At 66.1% G+C, this 15,773-nt stretch carries 17 protein-coding genes and 1 tRNA gene; 4 read left to right on the top strand and 14 right to left on the bottom strand.

Features of this window, described 5'->3' with window-relative positions; all coding sequences use genetic code 11:
• Positions 1-99 precede the first annotated feature (99 nt).
• Positions 100-173 (bottom strand) — tRNA-Lys (locus tag QA600_RS09070).
• Between the two features lie 168 nt (positions 174-341).
• Here QA600_RS09070 and QA600_RS09065 point away from each other — a divergent pair.
• The gene (locus QA600_RS09065; RefSeq protein WP_278291625.1) at positions 342-1,793 is read left to right on the top strand and encodes a DHH family phosphoesterase; all 1,452 of its coding nucleotides are present in this window, start codon (positions 342-344) and stop codon (positions 1,791-1,793) included.
• Here QA600_RS09065 and QA600_RS09060 read toward each other — a convergent pair whose 3' ends face one another.
• The 11 genes from QA600_RS09060 to QA600_RS09010 form a co-directional block, all read right to left on the bottom strand.
• A complete protein-coding gene (locus tag QA600_RS09060) occupies positions 1,794-2,090 on the bottom strand; it encodes a PRC-barrel domain-containing protein (RefSeq protein ID WP_005555479.1) in 297 nt (98 codons plus the stop codon). It abuts the gene before it with no gap.
• A gap of 68 nt (positions 2,091-2,158) precedes the next feature.
• Positions 2,159-3,274 (bottom strand): phosphotransacetylase family protein, encoded by a 1,116-nt coding sequence (locus QA600_RS09055; RefSeq protein ID WP_278291624.1) that lies wholly within the window; start codon positions 3,272-3,274, stop codon positions 2,159-2,161.
• Entirely contained in the window at positions 3,271-5,367 is a 2,097-nt protein-coding gene (locus QA600_RS09050; protein WP_278291623.1) for an acetate--CoA ligase, read from the bottom strand. Before QA600_RS09050 ends, QA600_RS09055 begins: the two co-directional genes overlap by 4 nt.
• Positions 5,368-5,427: 60 nt before the next feature.
• On the bottom strand, positions 5,428-6,444 hold the full coding sequence (locus QA600_RS09045) for a metal ABC transporter permease (protein ID WP_278291622.1): 1,017 nt from the start codon (positions 6,442-6,444) through the stop codon (positions 5,428-5,430).
• Entirely contained in the window at positions 6,444-7,184 is a 741-nt protein-coding gene (locus QA600_RS09040) for a metal ABC transporter ATP-binding protein (protein WP_278291621.1), read from the bottom strand. The genes QA600_RS09045 and QA600_RS09040 overlap by 1 nt, the downstream gene beginning before the upstream one ends.
• Positions 7,185-7,240: 56 nt before the next feature.
• A complete protein-coding gene (locus tag QA600_RS09035; RefSeq protein ID WP_278291620.1) occupies positions 7,241-8,620 on the bottom strand; it encodes a zinc ABC transporter substrate-binding protein in 1,380 nt (459 codons plus the stop codon).
• A gap of 190 nt (positions 8,621-8,810) precedes the next feature.
• Complete coding sequence (locus QA600_RS09030) at positions 8,811-9,509, bottom strand: hypothetical protein (RefSeq protein ID WP_278291619.1); 699 nt, start codon at positions 9,507-9,509, stop codon at positions 8,811-8,813.
• 178 nt (positions 9,510-9,687) lie between these two features.
• Positions 9,688-10,170 carry a hypothetical protein gene (locus tag QA600_RS09025; protein ID WP_278291618.1) on the bottom strand — a complete coding sequence of 161 codons (483 nt, stop codon included), beginning with the start codon at positions 10,168-10,170 and terminating at the stop codon, positions 9,688-9,690.
• Between the two features lie 215 nt (positions 10,171-10,385).
• A complete protein-coding gene (locus QA600_RS09020) occupies positions 10,386-10,862 on the bottom strand; it encodes a YbaK/EbsC family protein (RefSeq protein WP_278291617.1) in 477 nt (158 codons plus the stop codon).
• A gap of 49 nt (positions 10,863-10,911) precedes the next feature.
• Positions 10,912-11,322 carry a hypothetical protein gene (locus QA600_RS09015; protein WP_278291616.1) on the bottom strand — a complete coding sequence of 137 codons (411 nt, stop codon included), beginning with the start codon at positions 11,320-11,322 and terminating at the stop codon, positions 10,912-10,914.
• A 48-nt stretch (positions 11,323-11,370) separates the two neighbouring features.
• Positions 11,371-12,489, bottom strand: coding sequence for a YhjD/YihY/BrkB family envelope integrity protein (locus QA600_RS09010; RefSeq protein ID WP_278291615.1), 1,119 nt, complete (start codon positions 12,487-12,489; stop codon positions 11,371-11,373).
• Positions 12,490-12,701: 212 nt separating this feature from the next.
• On the opposite strand from QA600_RS09010, the gene dpsA reads away from it, so the two are divergent.
• The gene (gene dpsA, locus QA600_RS09005) at positions 12,702-13,247 is read left to right on the top strand and encodes a DNA starvation/stationary phase protection protein DpsA (RefSeq protein ID WP_278291614.1); all 546 of its coding nucleotides are present in this window, start codon (positions 12,702-12,704) and stop codon (positions 13,245-13,247) included.
• A 110-nt stretch (positions 13,248-13,357) separates the two neighbouring features.
• Here dpsA and QA600_RS09000 read toward each other — a convergent pair whose 3' ends face one another.
• The gene (locus QA600_RS09000; RefSeq protein ID WP_278291613.1) at positions 13,358-13,525 is read right to left on the bottom strand and encodes a hypothetical protein; all 168 of its coding nucleotides are present in this window, start codon (positions 13,523-13,525) and stop codon (positions 13,358-13,360) included.
• Between the two features lie 129 nt (positions 13,526-13,654).
• Here QA600_RS09000 and QA600_RS08995 point away from each other — a divergent pair, with 129 nt between their 5' ends.
• A complete protein-coding gene (locus QA600_RS08995; protein ID WP_278291612.1) occupies positions 13,655-14,149 on the top strand; it encodes a macro domain-containing protein in 495 nt (164 codons plus the stop codon).
• 118 nt (positions 14,150-14,267) lie between these two features.
• Positions 14,268-14,690 (top strand): universal stress protein, encoded by a 423-nt coding sequence (locus QA600_RS08990; RefSeq protein ID WP_278291611.1) that lies wholly within the window; start codon positions 14,268-14,270, stop codon positions 14,688-14,690.
• A 73-nt stretch (positions 14,691-14,763) separates the two neighbouring features.
• Here the strand turns inward: QA600_RS08990 and purM are convergent, their stop codons facing one another.
• The gene (purM, locus tag QA600_RS08985) at positions 14,764-15,759 is read right to left on the bottom strand and encodes a phosphoribosylformylglycinamidine cyclo-ligase (protein ID WP_278291610.1); all 996 of its coding nucleotides are present in this window, start codon (positions 15,757-15,759) and stop codon (positions 14,764-14,766) included.
• Positions 15,760-15,773 lie beyond the last annotated feature (14 nt).

Below are 15,773 nucleotides of genomic sequence, written 5' to 3'. Positions count from 1 at the left end.
GTGAACTACGTCCAGAACTGCTCGCTCCGCTGCGCCTTTCTGGTCTTTTTCAAATCGCTCTAGCCGCTTTGCTCCTCACAAAACCGTTCGTCGCAAAAGCGGGCCGGGCGCGATTTGAACACGCGACCGTCTGATTAAGAGTCAGACGCTCTGCCGGACTGAGCTACCGGCCCTGTACCTCCGAGTTTCGGACCTGGATAAATATACGTTTCCCTTGGGAGGCGCCGTGTCAGGCGTCTCCAAAGCGACGAGAGCCGTGTCGAATCGACTTCTCCTCGAGCGTATGCCGACGTTCCAATCTTCGGGACCGTTAAGTACGGTCGGTTCGACCACACTCTCACATGAGCACGGGGGTTACTATTTCGTCGATCTCGGACTATGCGATTCTCGGCTGCGGGAGCGTCGGCTACGCCGTCGCCGAAGAACTCGTCGAGCAGGGGAAGGACGTCGTGATCATCGATCGCGACGAGAGCCGTGTCGAATCCCTGCGCGACCAGGATCTGGACGCTCGCACCGCCGACATCCGCGAACCCGAGGCCGCCGACCTCGTCGCCGAGCGAGACGTCGTCCTGATTCTCGCCTCCGACGTCGAGGCAAACAAGGCCGCCGTCGAGCATATCCGCACGAAAAACGACGAGAGTCAGTTCCTCGTCGCGCGCGCGAGCGACCCCGTTTCGGGCGACGAGCTCTCCGAGCTCGGTGCCGACATCGTCATCAATCCCTCGTCGGTGATTGCCGAGTCCGCCCTGCGGGCGCTCGAGTCGGGCGAACTCGAGTACAACGCGGGGAAACTCGCCCGGCTGGTCGAGGAGACCGGTTCGCGGATGGCGATCCTCACCCAGGACAGCCCGGATCCGGACTCGATCGCCAGCGCCGCCGCCCTGCAGGCAATCGCCGACCACCTCGAAGTCGAGGCCGACATCGTCTACCTCGGCGACGTCGGCCACCAGGAAAACAGGGCGTTCGTCAACCTGCTGGGAATCGATCTGGTTCAGTGGGACGAGATTGACGACCCCGGGGTGTACGACACGGTCGCGCTGGTCGATCACGCGACCTCCTCCGAGATGAACCTCGAGATCGACATCGTCATCGACCACCACGAGGCCGAGGAGACCTACGACCCCGAGTTCGTCGACATCCGCCCGAACATGTCCTCGACATCGACGATCATGACGAAGTACATCCAGGAGTTCGATATGAACGTCTCCGAGGAGGTCGCCACCGCCTTGCTGTACGGGATCCGCGCGGAGACCCTGGATTTCAAACGCGACACTACCCCCGCCGACCTCACCGCTGCCGCCTACCTCTACCCGTTCGCGAACCACGACACCTTAGAGCAGGTCGAATCGCCGTCGATGTCCCCCGAGACGCTGGACGTCCTCGCCGAGGCGATCACCAACCGGGACGTCCAGGGGAGCCACCTCGTCTCGAACGCCGGCTTCGTCCGGGACCGCGAGGCGCTGACCCAGGCCGCGGGCCACCTGCTCGATCTCGAGGGCGTGACGACGACCGCCGTCTTCGGTATCGCCGACGAGACGATCTTCCTCGCGGGTCGCTCGAAGGACATCCGCATCAACATCGGAAAGGTCCTCGACGACGCCTACGGCGAGATGGGCGAGACGGCGGGCCACTCCACGCAGGCCAGCGCGGAGATTCCGCTGGGTATCTTTACCGGGATCGAAATTTCGGAGGGCACTCGAGACACCCTGCTCGAGCTCACCGAAGAAGCGGTCAAGCGGACGCTGTTCGACGCGATGGGCGTCGACGGGAGCGAAGGATCGAACGGAAACTGATCAGGCGACGATCTCGTCCTCTTCCTCGTCGTCGGGGTCGCGAACGCGCTCGACGACGTCGTTGATCAGGATGACGTCGCCGACCGACCGGACCCATCGGTAGGGGACGATGACGCCTTTTCTGGCGCGAGACTCCTCCGGGAACAGCTCCTCGTTCAGCTGGCCGAGCGCGAGTCCCTCGATCGTCTCCTCGCTGATGTTGAGCTGGAGATCCTCAACCTCGCCGACGAAAACGCCGTTGTTCGAGTACACCTCGCGGCCGACGAGCGAGGTGACCTCCTGGTGTGTGTCGTCCATGATAGGTGGGATGCAGGCGTGACTCTTAACTCTTGGTCAGACGAGTTGAGTGGCACCGACCGGGGGCGTTACTCCTCGAGGAGCTCGTCGACGGTCGCGTGATCGGCCAGCAGCTCCGCCATCCGCTCGACCGTCTCGGCGTCGCGGGTGCGTCCGCTCCTGACGACGTCCTCCGCTCGCTCGACCGTCGCCAGGGTGTCCGTCTGGACCGAGAGGATCGGCATCTCCTTTTCGGTCGCCTGCCCGACGATCGCTCCCGAGGGGCGGTGTCCGCCCGTGAGGATGAGACAGCGGACGCCGGGCGCCTCGAGGGCGGCCGTGTGGATCTCGGCGCGGTCGCCGCCGGTGATGACTGCGGCGTCTTTCGTCCGTCGGAAGTGTCGCAAGGCGCTGTCGGCGCCCATCGCCCCGACGGTAAAGCGCTCGACGTAGGCGTCGTCACCCGCGTCGACGAGCGTCGACGCACCGAGTTCGTTCGCCAACTCGGCGACGGTGACGCCCGACAGCGTCCGCTCGCTCGGGATCACGCCGTGGACCGGGATTCCCCGACCCTCAAGGAAGGGAACGACGTCGGTTTCGAGCCCGTCGTAGGCCGCGTCGGAAACGTTGTTGAAGACGACACCCGCGAGCCGGTCGCCGAACGTCCGAGCCGCCGCGAGCACGTCGTCGGCGTCGCCGGGGACCTCGTAGGGCGCGACGAGCAGAACCCGGGCGTCGAGCAGCTCCGCGAGGTCGGCGTCGGCGAGTTCGACGATCTCGCCCACGTCGTAGCTGCCGCCGCCCTCGAGGATCAACCGGTCGTGGTCGGCCGCAAGCTCGTCGAACGCCTCCCGGACGCGCTCGCGGATCTCGTCGGGCTGCTCGCGGCCGCGGATCGCCTGCTCGACGAACGTCGGCGAGTAGACCACGGGCTCGAGGTCGTGGATCTCGGCCTCGAGTTCGAGCAACTCCTTGGCGAGCATCGGATCCTCGTCCAAGGTCTTTCCGACGTTGCTCTGCAGGCGGGTGCCCTTGGGTTTCATGTAGCCGACATCCTCGCCGCGCTCGCGGGCGAGGCTAGCGAGTGCCAGCGCGATCGCCGTCTTTCCGGTGCTCTCCTCGAGCGAGGCGACGAGGATCGGCGGCTGTGAGCTGTCGGCGGTCGGTTCGCTGTCCGTGTCGGTGTCGGTGTCGGTGTCAGTCATAGTTCGTCGGTGTCGACGGTGAGTCGGAGGTCGATCGCCTGTACGCCATCGGGGCCGGCCACGAGCGGGTTCACGTCGAGTTCGAGGATCGACGGGAAGTCGGTCACGAGCTGGGAGAGCCGCTGGATCGTCTCGACGACGCCGTCGACGTCGGCCGGCTCGCGCCCGCGGGCGCCGCGCAACAGCGGCGCCGCCCGAATCTCGTCGACCATCTCCCGGGCCTGGCCGTCGCCGATCGGGGCGACCCGGACCGAGGTATCCTCCAGGATCTCGACGAAGATGCCGCCCAGGCCAAAGAGCAGCAGGGGGCCGAACTGCGGATCGCGGTTCATGCCGACGATCGTTTCGGTCGACTCCTCGAGATCGAGTAGCTCCTGGACCTGGACGCCGAGGATCGTCGCGTCGGGCTGGTAGTTACGCGCCCGCGCGACGACGTCCTCGTAGGCGTCGTAGACGTCCTCGTCGCTGACCCCGATCTTGACGCCGCCGATGTCGCTCTTGTGGGAGATGTCGGGGCTGACGATCTTCATCACGACGTCGCCCTCGATCGATTCGGCGACGTCCCGGGCCCGGTCGGGGTCGTCGACGATCTCCCCCTCTGGCGTCGGGATGCCGTAGGCCTCGAGCAGGTCCATCGACTCCACGCCGAGGCGGTTGTCGTCGCGGTCGCGGGCCCGCTCCAGGATCTCCCGGGCGCGCTCGCGGTCGACGTCGAACTCGGTCGGTTCGTCGATCGGTCGGTCGCTGATGTCCCGGTGGCGAGCCAGCGCGTCGAGTCCCGCGACCGCGCGGGAGGGATCGAAGTAGTTCGGAATGCCGAACTCCCGCAGCACCTCCTCGGCGGCCCGTGCGCGATCGCCGCCCATCATACAGGTGACGACCGGCTTGCCGTGTTCCTCCCGTTTCTCGATGACGACCTCGGCGAGTTTGTCGTACTGCAGTACGGCGGTCGGCGCGCTGACGACGACCGCGCTCCCGACGTTCGGATCCTCGAGCGCGATGTCGAGCGCCTCGCGAAAGCGCTCGATGTCGGCGTCGCCGATGGCGTCGATCGGGTTGTAAACGTTGGCCTCGTCGGGCATCGCCTCGGCGAGCGCGTCGATCGTCTCGTCGGTGAAGTCGGCCATCCGAAGCGAGGAGTCCCCGACCGCGTCGGTCGTGAGTACGCCCGGACCGCCAGCGTTGGTAACGACGGCGACGCCGTCGGAGTCCGGTTGCGGGAGTCCCGACAGCGCTCGAGCGTAGTCGAAGAGCTCCTGGACTGACGTCGCCCGCACGACGCCCGCTTGTTCGAGGCCGGCCTCGTAGGCGCGTTCGCTGCCGGCGATCGCCCCCGTGTGCGAGGAGGCGGCCTGCGCCCCGGCGTCGGTTCGGCCGGACTTGACGAGCACGATTGGCGTGTCGTCGGTCACCTCGCGGACCGCACGGACGAACCCCTGCCCGTCGTCGATGTCCTCGAGGTAGCCGATGATGACGTCGGTGTCGGGGTCTTGGCCCCACTCGCGGACGAAGTCGGTCTCGTCGAGCACGGTCTTGTTACCGAGCGAGACGATGTCCTGGAAGCCGATTCCCTGCTCGTTGGCCCAGTCGAGCACGGCAGTGATGAACGCTCCCGACTGGCTCATAAAGGAGATCGAGCCCTCGAGGGCGTTCTCGGGGCCGAAAGTCGCGTTCATCCCGCTCGCGGTCGACATCACGCCGAGGCTGTTCGGGCCGACGACGTTGAGGTCGTACTCGGCGGCGAGTTCGCGGAGGCGCCGTTCGCGCTCGGCGCCCTCACCGCCGGTCTCCGAGAAGCCGGCGGTGATGACGACGACGTCGTCGGTGCCCGCCTCGGCGACGTCCTCGATCGCGTCGATCACGGCCGTCGGCGGAACGACGATCACCGCCAAGTCGATCGACGGTGCGGCCTGTACGTCGCGGTAACACTCGAGCCCGAGAACCTCGTCGCGGGTAGGGTTGACCGGGATCACCTCGCCTGCGAACTCGTCTCGCAGGTTCTCGAGGATCGCCCGACCGACGGCGCCCTCGCGGTCGGTGGCGCCGACCACGGCGACGGTCTCGGGTGCAAAGAGGTCGGATAACCGTCCCATCGCCTGGATGTTTGCCCACCAGTTGGTTAAAGGTATAGCGTGGTCCCGCAGCCCGGGAACCTAGTGCATCGAGATCGCATTCCCCGAGCGGCTCGAGGCGAGGATCGCCAGCCCGTAGATCGCGATCGCGACGACGACGATCGAGCCGCCGGGGGGGAGCCCCTGCGAGATCGCGAAGCCGAACCCGCCGAGCACCGACAGCTGTCCGAACAGGATCGACAGTGAGAGCGTCTCGCGAAAGCCGTGGGCGACCTGGGAGGCGGCCGCGACCGGGATGACGAGCATCGCGGCGACGAGGATCACGCCCATGATCTGCATGGCGCCGACGACGACGACGGCGGTCATCACGATCAAAAGCGTGTTGTACCAGGTGACGTTGAGGCGGGCAACCCGGGCGGCCTGCTCGTCGAACGTAATAAAGAGCAGCTGCTTGTAGGTGATCGCGACGACGGCGACGACCGCGACGGTCAGGATCGCGACCAGCCGCGCGCCCTCGGCGGGGATGACGGCCGCGCTCCCGAACAGGTAGTCCTCGATGCTGACCCCCGAGAAGCCGCCACGGCCGTAGCTGATGATCAGCGTCCCGACGGCGAAGCTCCCGGTGAGCATGATCGCGATCGGCACGTCGCCGTAGGTGTTCGTCCGTTCGGACAGAAACTGGACGAGCAGGGCGCCGATCACGGCGACGACGAGCGCGGCGGCGAGCAGGGAGCCGTCCCAGTCGGTCGTCGCGCTAAAGAGCAGCCCGATGGCGACCCCCGCGAACGCGGTGTGAGCGAGGGTCTCGCCGATCAGGGCCATCTCCCGATGGACGAGGTACGTACCGACCAGCGGGGCGGCGATCCCGACGAGGACGCCCGTCGCGATCGACCGCAGCATAAACGAGTAGCCGAAGACGCTCGTTCCGAGGTAGTAGTCGAGCCACATTCCGGCGACCGTGTACTGGTCGTACAGCGTCCCCGCGTAGGGGTACTCCTGAAGCCACTCGAGGGCCAGAAAGAGCATCATCACGACGGCGAACAGCCCCGTGAGCGCGATCCCGACCCGCTCGAGGTGGCGTCTTGTTGTCCGCTCCATCAGTGGTGGTGGTGGACGACCTGTCCGGTCGATCCGTACGCCTGCTCCAAGGCGTCGCTTTCGACGAACGATTCGGTATCCCCGTGGTGGAATAGCTCCGTGTTGATGCAGGCGACCCGATCGGCCCGATCGGTGACGACGCCGATGTCGTGTTCGATCAGGACGATCGTGATCCCGGCGTCGTTGAGCGAGTCAAGCAGCTTGTAGAACGCGTCCCGGGACTCGGCGTCGACCCCGACGGTGGGTTCGTCCAGCGCCAGCAGGTCGGCCTCGGAGGCCAGCGCCCGCGCGATGTAGGCGCGCTGGCGTTGGCCGCCCGAGAGCTCGTTGATCCGTCGGTCCGAGAGGTCGGTAATGCCGACCGTCTCGAGGGAGTCGTCGACAATCTCGCGGTCGTCGTCGGTCAGCCGCGAGTGGCCGGCGTGGGCGAACCGTCCCATCGTGACCGCCTCGCGGACGGTGACGGGCATCGTTCCGCCCCGACTGGTGGCCTTCTGAGAGACGTAGCCGATGCGTCCGCCCTGGTCGAACTCGTCGACGGGCTGGCCAAAGAGCTCGATCCGTCCGCTGTCGGGACTATGCAGGCCGAGCATCAGGTGCAATAGGGTGGTCTTCCCCGAGCCGTTCGGCCCGACCAGTCCGAGGAAGTCGCCCGCCTCGATCGTCAGCGAGACATCTCTGATGGCGACGGTCTCGCCGTAGGAAAACGTCACGTGCTCCATGTCGACGATCGAACTCACGGAACTCTCACTCGCGTATCGAACGCGGATATGCTTATGTCTTCCATTTCGGCGTTCTACTCGGCGCCGAGTGCTTTCGCGAGCGACGGTACGGTGATTTCCTCTAGCTGCTCGATCCAGCCGTACCCCTGTTCGTTCCACTCTTCGGTCGTTCCCTCCGCGGGCGTGACCGGTTCGGCGTCCGTTGCATCGGTCTCGTCGAGCAGCACCTCGACCATCTGCGGAACGTCGCTGTCGGTGCTCTCGAAGGGGTCGTAGAGGATCGTGTCGATGTCCTCGGCCTCGATCGCCTCGATCAGCTCCGAGACGTCCTCGCTCGACTCGACGGCGTCGGGCGAGACGCCGACGGGGGTTCGGATCTCGAAGTCGTAACGCTCCTCGAGGTAGCCGAACGACTGGTGGCCCGCCAGAACCGCGACGTCCCGGGTTGCGTTCTCGGCGACCTCCTCGAGCTCTCGGTGGACGTCGTCCATCCGATCGGTGTAGTCGGCGGCGTTTTCCTCGTAGGTGTCGGCGTTGTCCGGATCGATCTCGCCCAACTCGGCTGCGATCGTCTCGACCATCTCCTGAGCGAGCACGGGGTCGACCCAGACGTGGGGGTCGGCGAACTCCGTCGCTTCCTCGTCGTCGTCCTCGGCGACCGCGACCGAGAGGTTGTCCGCGCTCGTGTCCCAGACGACCTTGCCGTCGGCGACGAGTTCGAAGACCACCATCGTTCGACCCTCCTCGAGGCCGTGGAACTCGACGTGGTCCCCCTGCGACTCGATCTCGATGGCGTCCTCATCCGCGCCGTCGGGGATCGTGGCCTCGAGTGCGAACGGCTCGTCCTCGCCTAACGGGAGGACGCGTCCCTCCGCGTCCTCGAAGACGCCCTCGATCGCGAGCTGTCCGTCGAGCGGGACGTCTGGAACCCCACCGTGCCAGTGGTCGTCGTGCCAGTAGGCGACCTCCTCGCCGGTGCGTCCGTCGTAGAGTTCGAACTCGGCGATCTCGACGGCGGCCGGGTCGTCGTCGTACTCCTCGACGGGGTCGCGATCCTCGTCGGTCTCGCGGTCCATCGGGATCAGCTGGTCCTCAACGGTCTCGAGGGCGTCGATCAGCTCGACGTCCTCGTTCTCGAGGTCGGCCGCGACGTCCTGTGCCCAGGCGAACTCGGGCGAATCGAGGTAGACGAAAAACGCCGACTCCGTGATCTCGCGCTGGAGGTCGACCGGCGGCTCCCAGCCGTGGCCCATCTCTCCGGTTTCGACCGGGTTCTCGATCGTCAGTTCGTCGCCGACGATCTGTTCCGTCCAGTCGGCGAGCGTGAAGAAGGCGGCGTACCCCTCGTCCGCGTCCCCACCCTCGTCGTCGGGCTCGCTCAGACAGCCCGCGAGAACGCCGAGGGAGAGCGCACCGGCGCTCGAGCGCAACACTGCGCGGCGTGACCGTGTCATACAGGGAGATACGAGCGGGTGGGTAAAAGAGTTATTATGTGGCCGAGGTTGGTTAATAACTCGTTGCAGCGACCGGCTGTGTGATAACAACGGGCGGCGATCTCGAGCGCGGATTAAAAGGGGATCGTGGGCGGGCGAAACGGGAAAGACACGAGAGTCGGTTGCGGGTGCGGAGGGCGGGGCCGAGTCGCTAGTCGTCGTGGTGGTCGTCGTCGTGGTGGTCGTCGTCGTGGTGGTCGTCGTCGTGGTGGTCGTCGTCGTGGTGGTCGTCGTCGTGGTCGTCGTGATCGTGGTCGTGATCGTCGTCGTGGTAGTCGCCGTCGGCGTGGTTCTCTTCGGCGTCAAAGTCCTCGACAACCTCGACCTCGAGCTCCGGTGAATCCCAGTCGGAGTGGTCGTCGTGCCAGATCTGGAAGATAACCTCGGTGATTCCTTCCTCCTCGCCGGTTAGCTCGACGTGGTCGCCGTGGGACTCGATCTCGACGTTCTCCTCGGCACCCTCGGCCACCTCGGCCTCGAGCTGGTACTCCTCGTCCTCGCCGAAGTCGATCTCCTCGCCGTCGGCGTCCTCGGCGTGGGCCTCGACGGCGACGCCGTCCTCGAGCGGGACGTACAGCGGACCGTGATCCCAGTGGTCGTCGTGGACGTACGCGAGCTGCTCGCCGGACTCGTGGTCGAGCAGTTCGAACTCCTCGACGTCCATGTGGTGATCGTCGTCATCATCATCATGATCGTCGTCGTGGTCGTCCTGATCGTCGTCACCGTCATCAGCGCCTGCTTCGTCGTCCTCGTCGTCGTCGCCGACACAGCCGGCGAGACCGAGTACCGCGAGGGAACTGGACGCAGCGAGCAGCTTCCGACGGGTCGAGCTGGTGCGATCGATCGTCATTGTTAGATACCACTCGTAGAGTGAGAGGGGTTGATAATGAACCTGGCGATATTATTAATCGATGGGGCGGCGATCGAACGATAGTGGTAGCGCGTAACAGAAGACACAAAGATCCGTAGAGTGCGACAAGGCACCCATAGTCGGGCTCGGGGGGAGACAGCGCCGACGAGCCGAACCGCTACGCAACCGGCCCCTCGAAGTCGTCGACGACCTCGACCTCGAGCGGCGGGGAGTCCCACCCGAACCGATCGCCGTCCCAGAGCTCGACGGTGATCTCGGTCTTTCCCGCCGATCGACCGACCAGACCGACGCGGTCGCCGTCGGGTTCGATCGCGACAGTTTCGTCACCCTCCTCGACGGCAACGGCACCGACGTGGTAGCTCCCGTCCTCGCCGAGTGGCAACTCCCCGTTCGTGTCCTCGACTCGAGCGCCGACCGGAAGCCGTCCCTCGAGCGGGACGAGAAGCGGTTCGACCTCCCATCCGTCCCCGTCAATCGCGGTGAGCGACTCTCCCGTCTCGGGATCCGTGAGGGTAAGCGCCTCGACGGCGACGTACTCCTCGTCGTCCCCGTCGTCGTCGCCGAAACAGCCGGCGAGTCCGAGCGTCGCGAGAGAGCCGGACGCCGCGAGCACCGCTCGCCGGGTCCGTTCAGTCGCCATCGCTCGTGGCGTCTCGGCGGGGGTGATCGAGGGGCCGATCAGCTGGCGACGAATCCGGATTCATTACTAGATGTCTGAATTACCACCAACTCAAGTGCTTTCGGGTACGGCGACGGCGGCTCCGGACGGTTCGTACGCTCCGCTGAAATGACGAGCGCCCGGAGTGGCTGCAGGCGGCTCGGGATCGCTTCGGAGATGGCGAACGGGAGACCGTCTCAGTCGGCGACGGCAGCCGGCTCGGCGTCGGCGTACCGGCACAGTCGGTCGGGATCGATCGGGAAGACCGCTGTCGGCGTCCCCGCTGCCGCCCAGACGGTGTCGAACTCGAGCAGCGTTTCGTCGATCACGACGGGAACCTCCCGGTCGTGACAAAAGGGCGGAACGCCGCCGATCGACCAGCCGAGGGTCTCCCTGATCCGACCGGGGTCGGCCATCTCGACGTCCCCGGCTGACGCGTCGGAAACGGCGCCAAGAGCCGACTCGTCGACGCGGTTTGCGCCGCTGGTGACGCAGACGACCAGCGAGCCGCCGACGTCGAAGGCCAGCGAGCTGGCGATCTGGGCGACGTCGCAACCGACGGCGTCGGCCGCGTCCTCCGCAGTCTTCGTCCCTTCCGGAAACTCCTCGACATCGGGCTCGAACCCGTAATCCTCGTGGGCCCGTTCGGCGAACGTCGCTGCGCGCGGATGCATGCGCTACACCACCGAGACGCGCGACAAAAAGTCGTCGGACGGGGACCCGCTACTCGAGCGAGACATCGAGGCGGACGCCGTCGAGCCGTCGGTAGGCGGGACCCGGGTCGCGGACGACCTCGAACGCGTCGAACCGGATCACGAGGCGTCCGGGATCGATCGTCGCCCGGAGGATCGGTCCCCGACTGGTGACAGTGACGTACGGCGGGGCGGGAACCGGGCTCGCGCCGAGCTCGCAGCCGGTCGCGTCGACGGCGTCGACCAGCAGGGCCGACAGCTGCTCGAGCAGGCCGGCCGACTCGAGGGCCGCTCGCAGTGGGACGACGACCCGATCGGCGTTCGTCGTCCGGGAGGTATCCCAGGGCTCGGCGACCAGATCCGCACAGTCGTCGACGCCCTCGACGACGGCTCCCCACTCGCGCTGGATCCGGCGTCGGGTCGCCCGGACGGGGTGAGACACGACCGTCACTGCCACGGGCTCCCACTAAGCTCTCACGACTTTCGCGTGCTACCGTCGTCGGTCGCGAACCGTGCCGACGTTGATCGTCTCGACTTGGGACGCCGCCGCCCGAACCGCCTGCTTCCACTCGGGCTCCTCGCGCACCTCGAGTTCCGCCCGGAGCCGTTCGTTCTCGTCCTCGAGGGTTCGAGTCCGGTCCTCGAGGACGTCGACCCGATCCTCGAGGTCGTACCGTCGGCTCCGGTGGGCCTCGAGGTCCTGGCGAAGCTTGGTTCGTTCGCGGCGGAGCTCCTCGAGTTCCGAACGGAGGCGCTCGTTGGTGCGCCGACTCCGGTCGAACTTCCGCTTCTGGACGGTGAGCTCGTCGTCGTCTTCGGCGAGTGCGACCTCGTCCGATCGGGTCGCGTTGACGACGGCGCCCACGAGCAGGATCATGCCCCCGAAGTACAGCCAGGTGAGCAACAGGAGGATGGCACCGATCGCACCCGCCGACTCGGAGTCGGCCGCCAGCGAGACGTACACCTGGAACAGCGACTGGAGCGCGGCCCAGCCGACCGCGGCGACGACGACCCCGGGAAGGATCTCGCGGACAGTGACCTCCATTTTGGGGAAAAAGTAGTACATCGGCATGAACGCGATCGAGAGCCCCACGATCAACAGGAGCGGGTTTATCAGCCCGAGAAACGGCACGTCCGGCAGGATCGCGAAGGCGATCGTCGCCGCCGACGCGGCCACCAGCGCCAGGGTGATCGCACCGAGGACGATGATCCCGTCACGAACCTCACCGAGCAGGGAGCTCTCCGCGGTCGTTCCGTAGATCTCGGAGAACGCGGTGTCGATCCCACGGAAGATCTTCAGCGATCCCCAGACGAGCGTGACGAGCCCGATGATCGACGCGCCGGCCGTCGCCGGCGACTCCGTGAGGGCGTCCTCGAGCATGATCTGGCCGCTCTCGGGGAGGACGTCCTCGGTCGTCGCGGCGACGTCGGCCGCGAGCTGTTCGTCCCCGAGCAGCGAGACGAGAAAGAACAGCAAGACGAGCAACGGAATCAACGAGATGAACGCGTGGTACGCGATGCTCGCGGCCATGAACGGAACGTTTTTCTCCTGAATCCCCGTTACGACCGATTTCGCAAACGGGACAGCACCCTGGGTATCGCCGGACATACGGTACGAATCCGCTCGAGGGGTGAAAGATCACCCGCTTGCACTGACTGCCTGCGGTGTGCGTAGGGGCCTCGAGCATCCCCACCGGCCCGATCCGAGCCGCCCGGACCCTCCGTATGGAGGGGAAACTGGGAAGTTATCTTTCCACAATCACAAAAAATATTTTTGCATGGGTAAGCTTTAAGAGCGAGGCGACTGTATCCTGTAGTACGATGAGCACCCAGAAGACCGTCCGTCAGCAGGCAGATGTCGTCGAGGAGAACGAGCTTCGGCTCGACCAGGAGAAGGCCGAGCAGGTCGTCGAGGCGCTGAACACGGAGCTGGCGAACGCGTACGTACTGTACCACCAGCTCAAAAAACACCACTGGGTCGTCGAGGGTGCGGAGTTCCTCCCGCTCCACGAGTTCCTCGAGGAGGCGTACGAACACGTCGAGGAAGGTGCCGACGTCATCGCCGAGCGCGCCCAGGCGCTGGGCGGCGTTCCCGTCTCCGGGCCGTCGAACCAGGAAGCCCGTGCGACCGTCGAGTTCGAAGGCGAGGACGTCTACGACGTCCGCACGATGTTCCAGAACGACCTCGAGATGTACGGCGACATCATCGAGTCGATGCGCGACAGCATCGAACTCGCCGAGAACCTCGGCGACTACGCGACCGCCGAGATCCTCCGCGAGATTCTCGTGACCCTGGAGGACGACGGTCACCACTTCGAGCACTACCTCGAGGACGACACCCTCGTGCTCGAAGAGGCGACGAAGTAACGGCCGAACGACGGAACGGCGACGGTACTCGCGTTCACTTTTGCTTTTTGCGCCCGTCAGAAGGAGAGAGCCCGCTCTCGACAGCTCGGTCGACGAGAGAGTCGGAGCCGTTACGGTTCGAGGTCGACGGCGCAGTCGGTCGCGATCCAGCCCTCTTTGTTGTCGCGTTCGGTGATTACGAGCTTGCCTGGGCGGGGTTCGTGACTGGAAACGACTGCGGGCGGCTCTTCGGTCGGTTCCTCGGTATCCGTCTCCTCCCTGCGGGCGGGTACGTCCATTACGAGGGATTAGGTAGACCTAAATATAAAAGGTTTTGGTCGACCTAAGACCGTGGGGACGATGACACCTCGAGGAGCGTTCTCCCGGTCGGGCGTACTTTCAAGCCCGATACCGTCGTAAGCGCGCGTATGGAGTTCGACGTCGTTCAGGGTGACATCGCCGAACAGTCCGCCGACGCGCTCGTCAACGCCGCCGGCACGAGCCTCGAGATGGGGTCGGGCGTCGCCGGCGCGCTCCGGCGCGGGGCCGGCGAGGAACTCAACGAGGCGGCCACCGAGAAAGGGCCGATCGACCTCGGAGAGGCCGTCGCGACCGACGCCTACGATCTCGACGCCGACTACGTCGTTCACGCCGCGGCGATGCCCCACTACGGCGAGGGACGGGCGAGCGAAGAGAGCATCCGCGAGGCGACCCGCAACGCCCTCGAGACGGCCGACGAGCTGGGCTGTCGGTCGCTCGTGCTGCCGGCGCTCGGCTGCGGCGTCGCCGGCTTCGACCTCGAGGACGGCGCCGGGGTTATCGGCGGGGAGATCGGCGGCTACGACCCCGACTCGCTCGAGGAGGTCTGGCTCATCGCCTACAGCGACGAGGAGTACGACGCGATCCGAGCGGCGACCGGGTAGGCGATCGAGTCACAGCAGGGTGTGAGCGAAGCCGACCGGTGAGGGGATTCCCTCTCGCTGAGAACCGTTGTCAGTCTTTACCAGACAGGACGTCGAAGTAACACATGGGTGAACGAAGATGTACGATACGATCCTCGTCCCGACAGATGGTAGCGAACAGGCGTCCCGTGGCGTCGATCACGGGCTGAACCTCGCCGAGCAGTACGACGCGTCGGTAGTGTGTCTCTACGTCGTCGACGAACGGCGTCACGGACGACCGCCGGCGCTCGGCAGCGTCGAGGCCGAACACGAGAAAATCGAGGACGAGGCCGTCGAGATGCTCGAGGGAATCGCCGACCGCGCCCGCGAGGTCGGTCTCGAAGCGGAGTGTGAGTGTTGCCGCGGACTCCCCTGGGAGGAGATCATCGGCTACGCGGAGCGGGACGACGCCGACCTGATCGTGATGGGACGACGAGGGGCGACCAACGATCGTCGAACGCCGCTTGGCAGCGTCACCGAACGGGTCGTTCGCCAGACCGAGATTCCAGTACAGGCGGTCTGAACGGTCGACGCGATCGTATCACGGTCGGCCCGAGGCCTCGAGCCTCGAACTGCCCCCTCGAGAGCGGTTGCGTTCAGGACAGCGAGAGGCCGCGGATCTCGACGGCGTCGCCCTCCTCAACGCGTCCGATGAGCTTCCCGTCGGTTTCAGCGATCAGCGACTCGGCTCGCTCTTCGTGGAGCGCGACGACGAACCCGGTCCCCATGTTGAACGTGCGGTGCATCTCCTCGTCGGAGACCGCTCCTTCCTCCTGGACGAACTCGAAGATCGGCTGGGCCGGCAGCGGATCGTCGATCACGTACCGGCGCTCGCCCATCCGCGAGAGGTTGGTCCAGCCGCCGCCGGTGACGTGGGCCGCCGCGCGGACGTCGTGGTCATGCATCGGCTCGAGCAGGTCGGTGTAGATCCGGGTCGGCCGCAGCAGCTCCTTGCCGATCGATACCTCGGGGTTTAGCGGGAACGGCTCCGCGTACTCGTGGTCGCGGGTGACGGCCTCTCGAGCCAGCGTCAGCCCGTTCGAGTGAATCCCGTTCGAGGGGAAGCCGACGAGCGCGTCGCCGACCTGCGCTTCGCCGTCGAAGATCTCGTCCTTTCCGGCGAGGCCGGCGCAGGTCCCTGCGAGGTCAAAGCCCGTGACGACCTCGGGCATCACGGCCGTCTCGCCGCCGAGCAGCGTGAGGTCAGCCTGCTCGAGGCCCACCGCGAGCCCCTCGCCGATCTCGTTCGTGAGCTCGTCGTCGGGCTCGTCGATCGCGAGGTAGTCGACGAAGGCGACGGGCTCAACTCCCGCCGCGACCAGGTCGTTGACGTTCATCGCGATGCAGTCGATTCCGATCGTCGAGAAGTCCTCGATCGCTTCGGCGACGAGCAGCTTGGTGCCGACGCCGTCGGTCGCCAGCGCGAGGTACCGATCGCCGATGTCCAGCAGACCGGCGTACTCGGTCGTCAGGTCGCTGCCAAAGGCCTCGAGCAAGGCCGCCGTCGCGTCCTCGCTGGCCTCGATGTCGACGCCGGTGTCGGCGTAGGTGAGTTCGTCCCCCTCGCTCCCGTCCTCGTCGTGGTCCGTCATGGCTCAACGACTGC

It is taken from the genome of Natronococcus sp. A-GB1 (assembly GCF_029688845.1).
In the GTDB taxonomy this organism is placed as follows: Archaea; Halobacteriota; Halobacteria; order Halobacteriales; family Natrialbaceae; genus Natronococcus.
Note: the sequence above shows the minus strand (reverse complement) of the source record. Positions and strands in the feature narration are given on the sequence as shown.

Excerpts from the sequence above, each read along its gene's own strand:
- purM (WP_278291610.1), bottom strand. The coding sequence starts at position 15,759 with ATGACGGACCACGACGAGGACGGGAGCGAGGGGGACGAACTCACCTAC.
- QA600_RS09010 (WP_278291615.1), bottom strand. The coding sequence starts at position 12,489 with ATGTCCGGCGATACCCAGGGTGCTGTCCCGTTTGCGAAATCGGTCGTA.
- QA600_RS09060 (WP_005555479.1), bottom strand. The coding sequence starts at position 2,090 with ATGGACGACACACACCAGGAGGTCACCTCGCTCGTCGGCCGCGAGGTG.
- QA600_RS09045 (WP_278291622.1), bottom strand. The coding sequence starts at position 6,444 with ATGGAGCGGACAACAAGACGCCACCTCGAGCGGGTCGGGATCGCGCTC.
- QA600_RS09025 (WP_278291618.1), bottom strand. The coding sequence starts at position 10,170 with ATGGCGACTGAACGGACCCGGCGAGCGGTGCTCGCGGCGTCCGGCTCT.
- QA600_RS08995 (WP_278291612.1), top strand. The coding sequence starts at position 13,655 with ATGGAGTTCGACGTCGTTCAGGGTGACATCGCCGAACAGTCCGCCGAC.
- QA600_RS09030 (WP_278291619.1), bottom strand. The coding sequence starts at position 9,509 with ATGACGATCGATCGCACCAGCTCGACCCGTCGGAAGCTGCTCGCTGCG.
- QA600_RS09055 (WP_278291624.1), bottom strand. The coding sequence starts at position 3,274 with ATGACTGACACCGACACCGACACCGACACGGACAGCGAACCGACCGCC.
- QA600_RS09020 (WP_278291617.1), bottom strand. The coding sequence starts at position 10,862 with ATGCATCCGCGCGCAGCGACGTTCGCCGAACGGGCCCACGAGGATTAC.
- QA600_RS09050 (WP_278291623.1), bottom strand. The coding sequence starts at position 5,367 with ATGGGACGGTTATCCGACCTCTTTGCACCCGAGACCGTCGCCGTGGTC.
- QA600_RS08990 (WP_278291611.1), top strand. The coding sequence starts at position 14,268 with ATGTACGATACGATCCTCGTCCCGACAGATGGTAGCGAACAGGCGTCC.
- QA600_RS09065 (WP_278291625.1), top strand. The coding sequence starts at position 342 with ATGAGCACGGGGGTTACTATTTCGTCGATCTCGGACTATGCGATTCTC.
- QA600_RS09000 (WP_278291613.1), bottom strand. The coding sequence starts at position 13,525 with ATGGACGTACCCGCCCGCAGGGAGGAGACGGATACCGAGGAACCGACC.
- QA600_RS09035 (WP_278291620.1), bottom strand. The coding sequence starts at position 8,620 with ATGACACGGTCACGCCGCGCAGTGTTGCGCTCGAGCGCCGGTGCGCTC.
- dpsA (WP_278291614.1), top strand. The coding sequence starts at position 12,702 with ATGAGCACCCAGAAGACCGTCCGTCAGCAGGCAGATGTCGTCGAGGAG.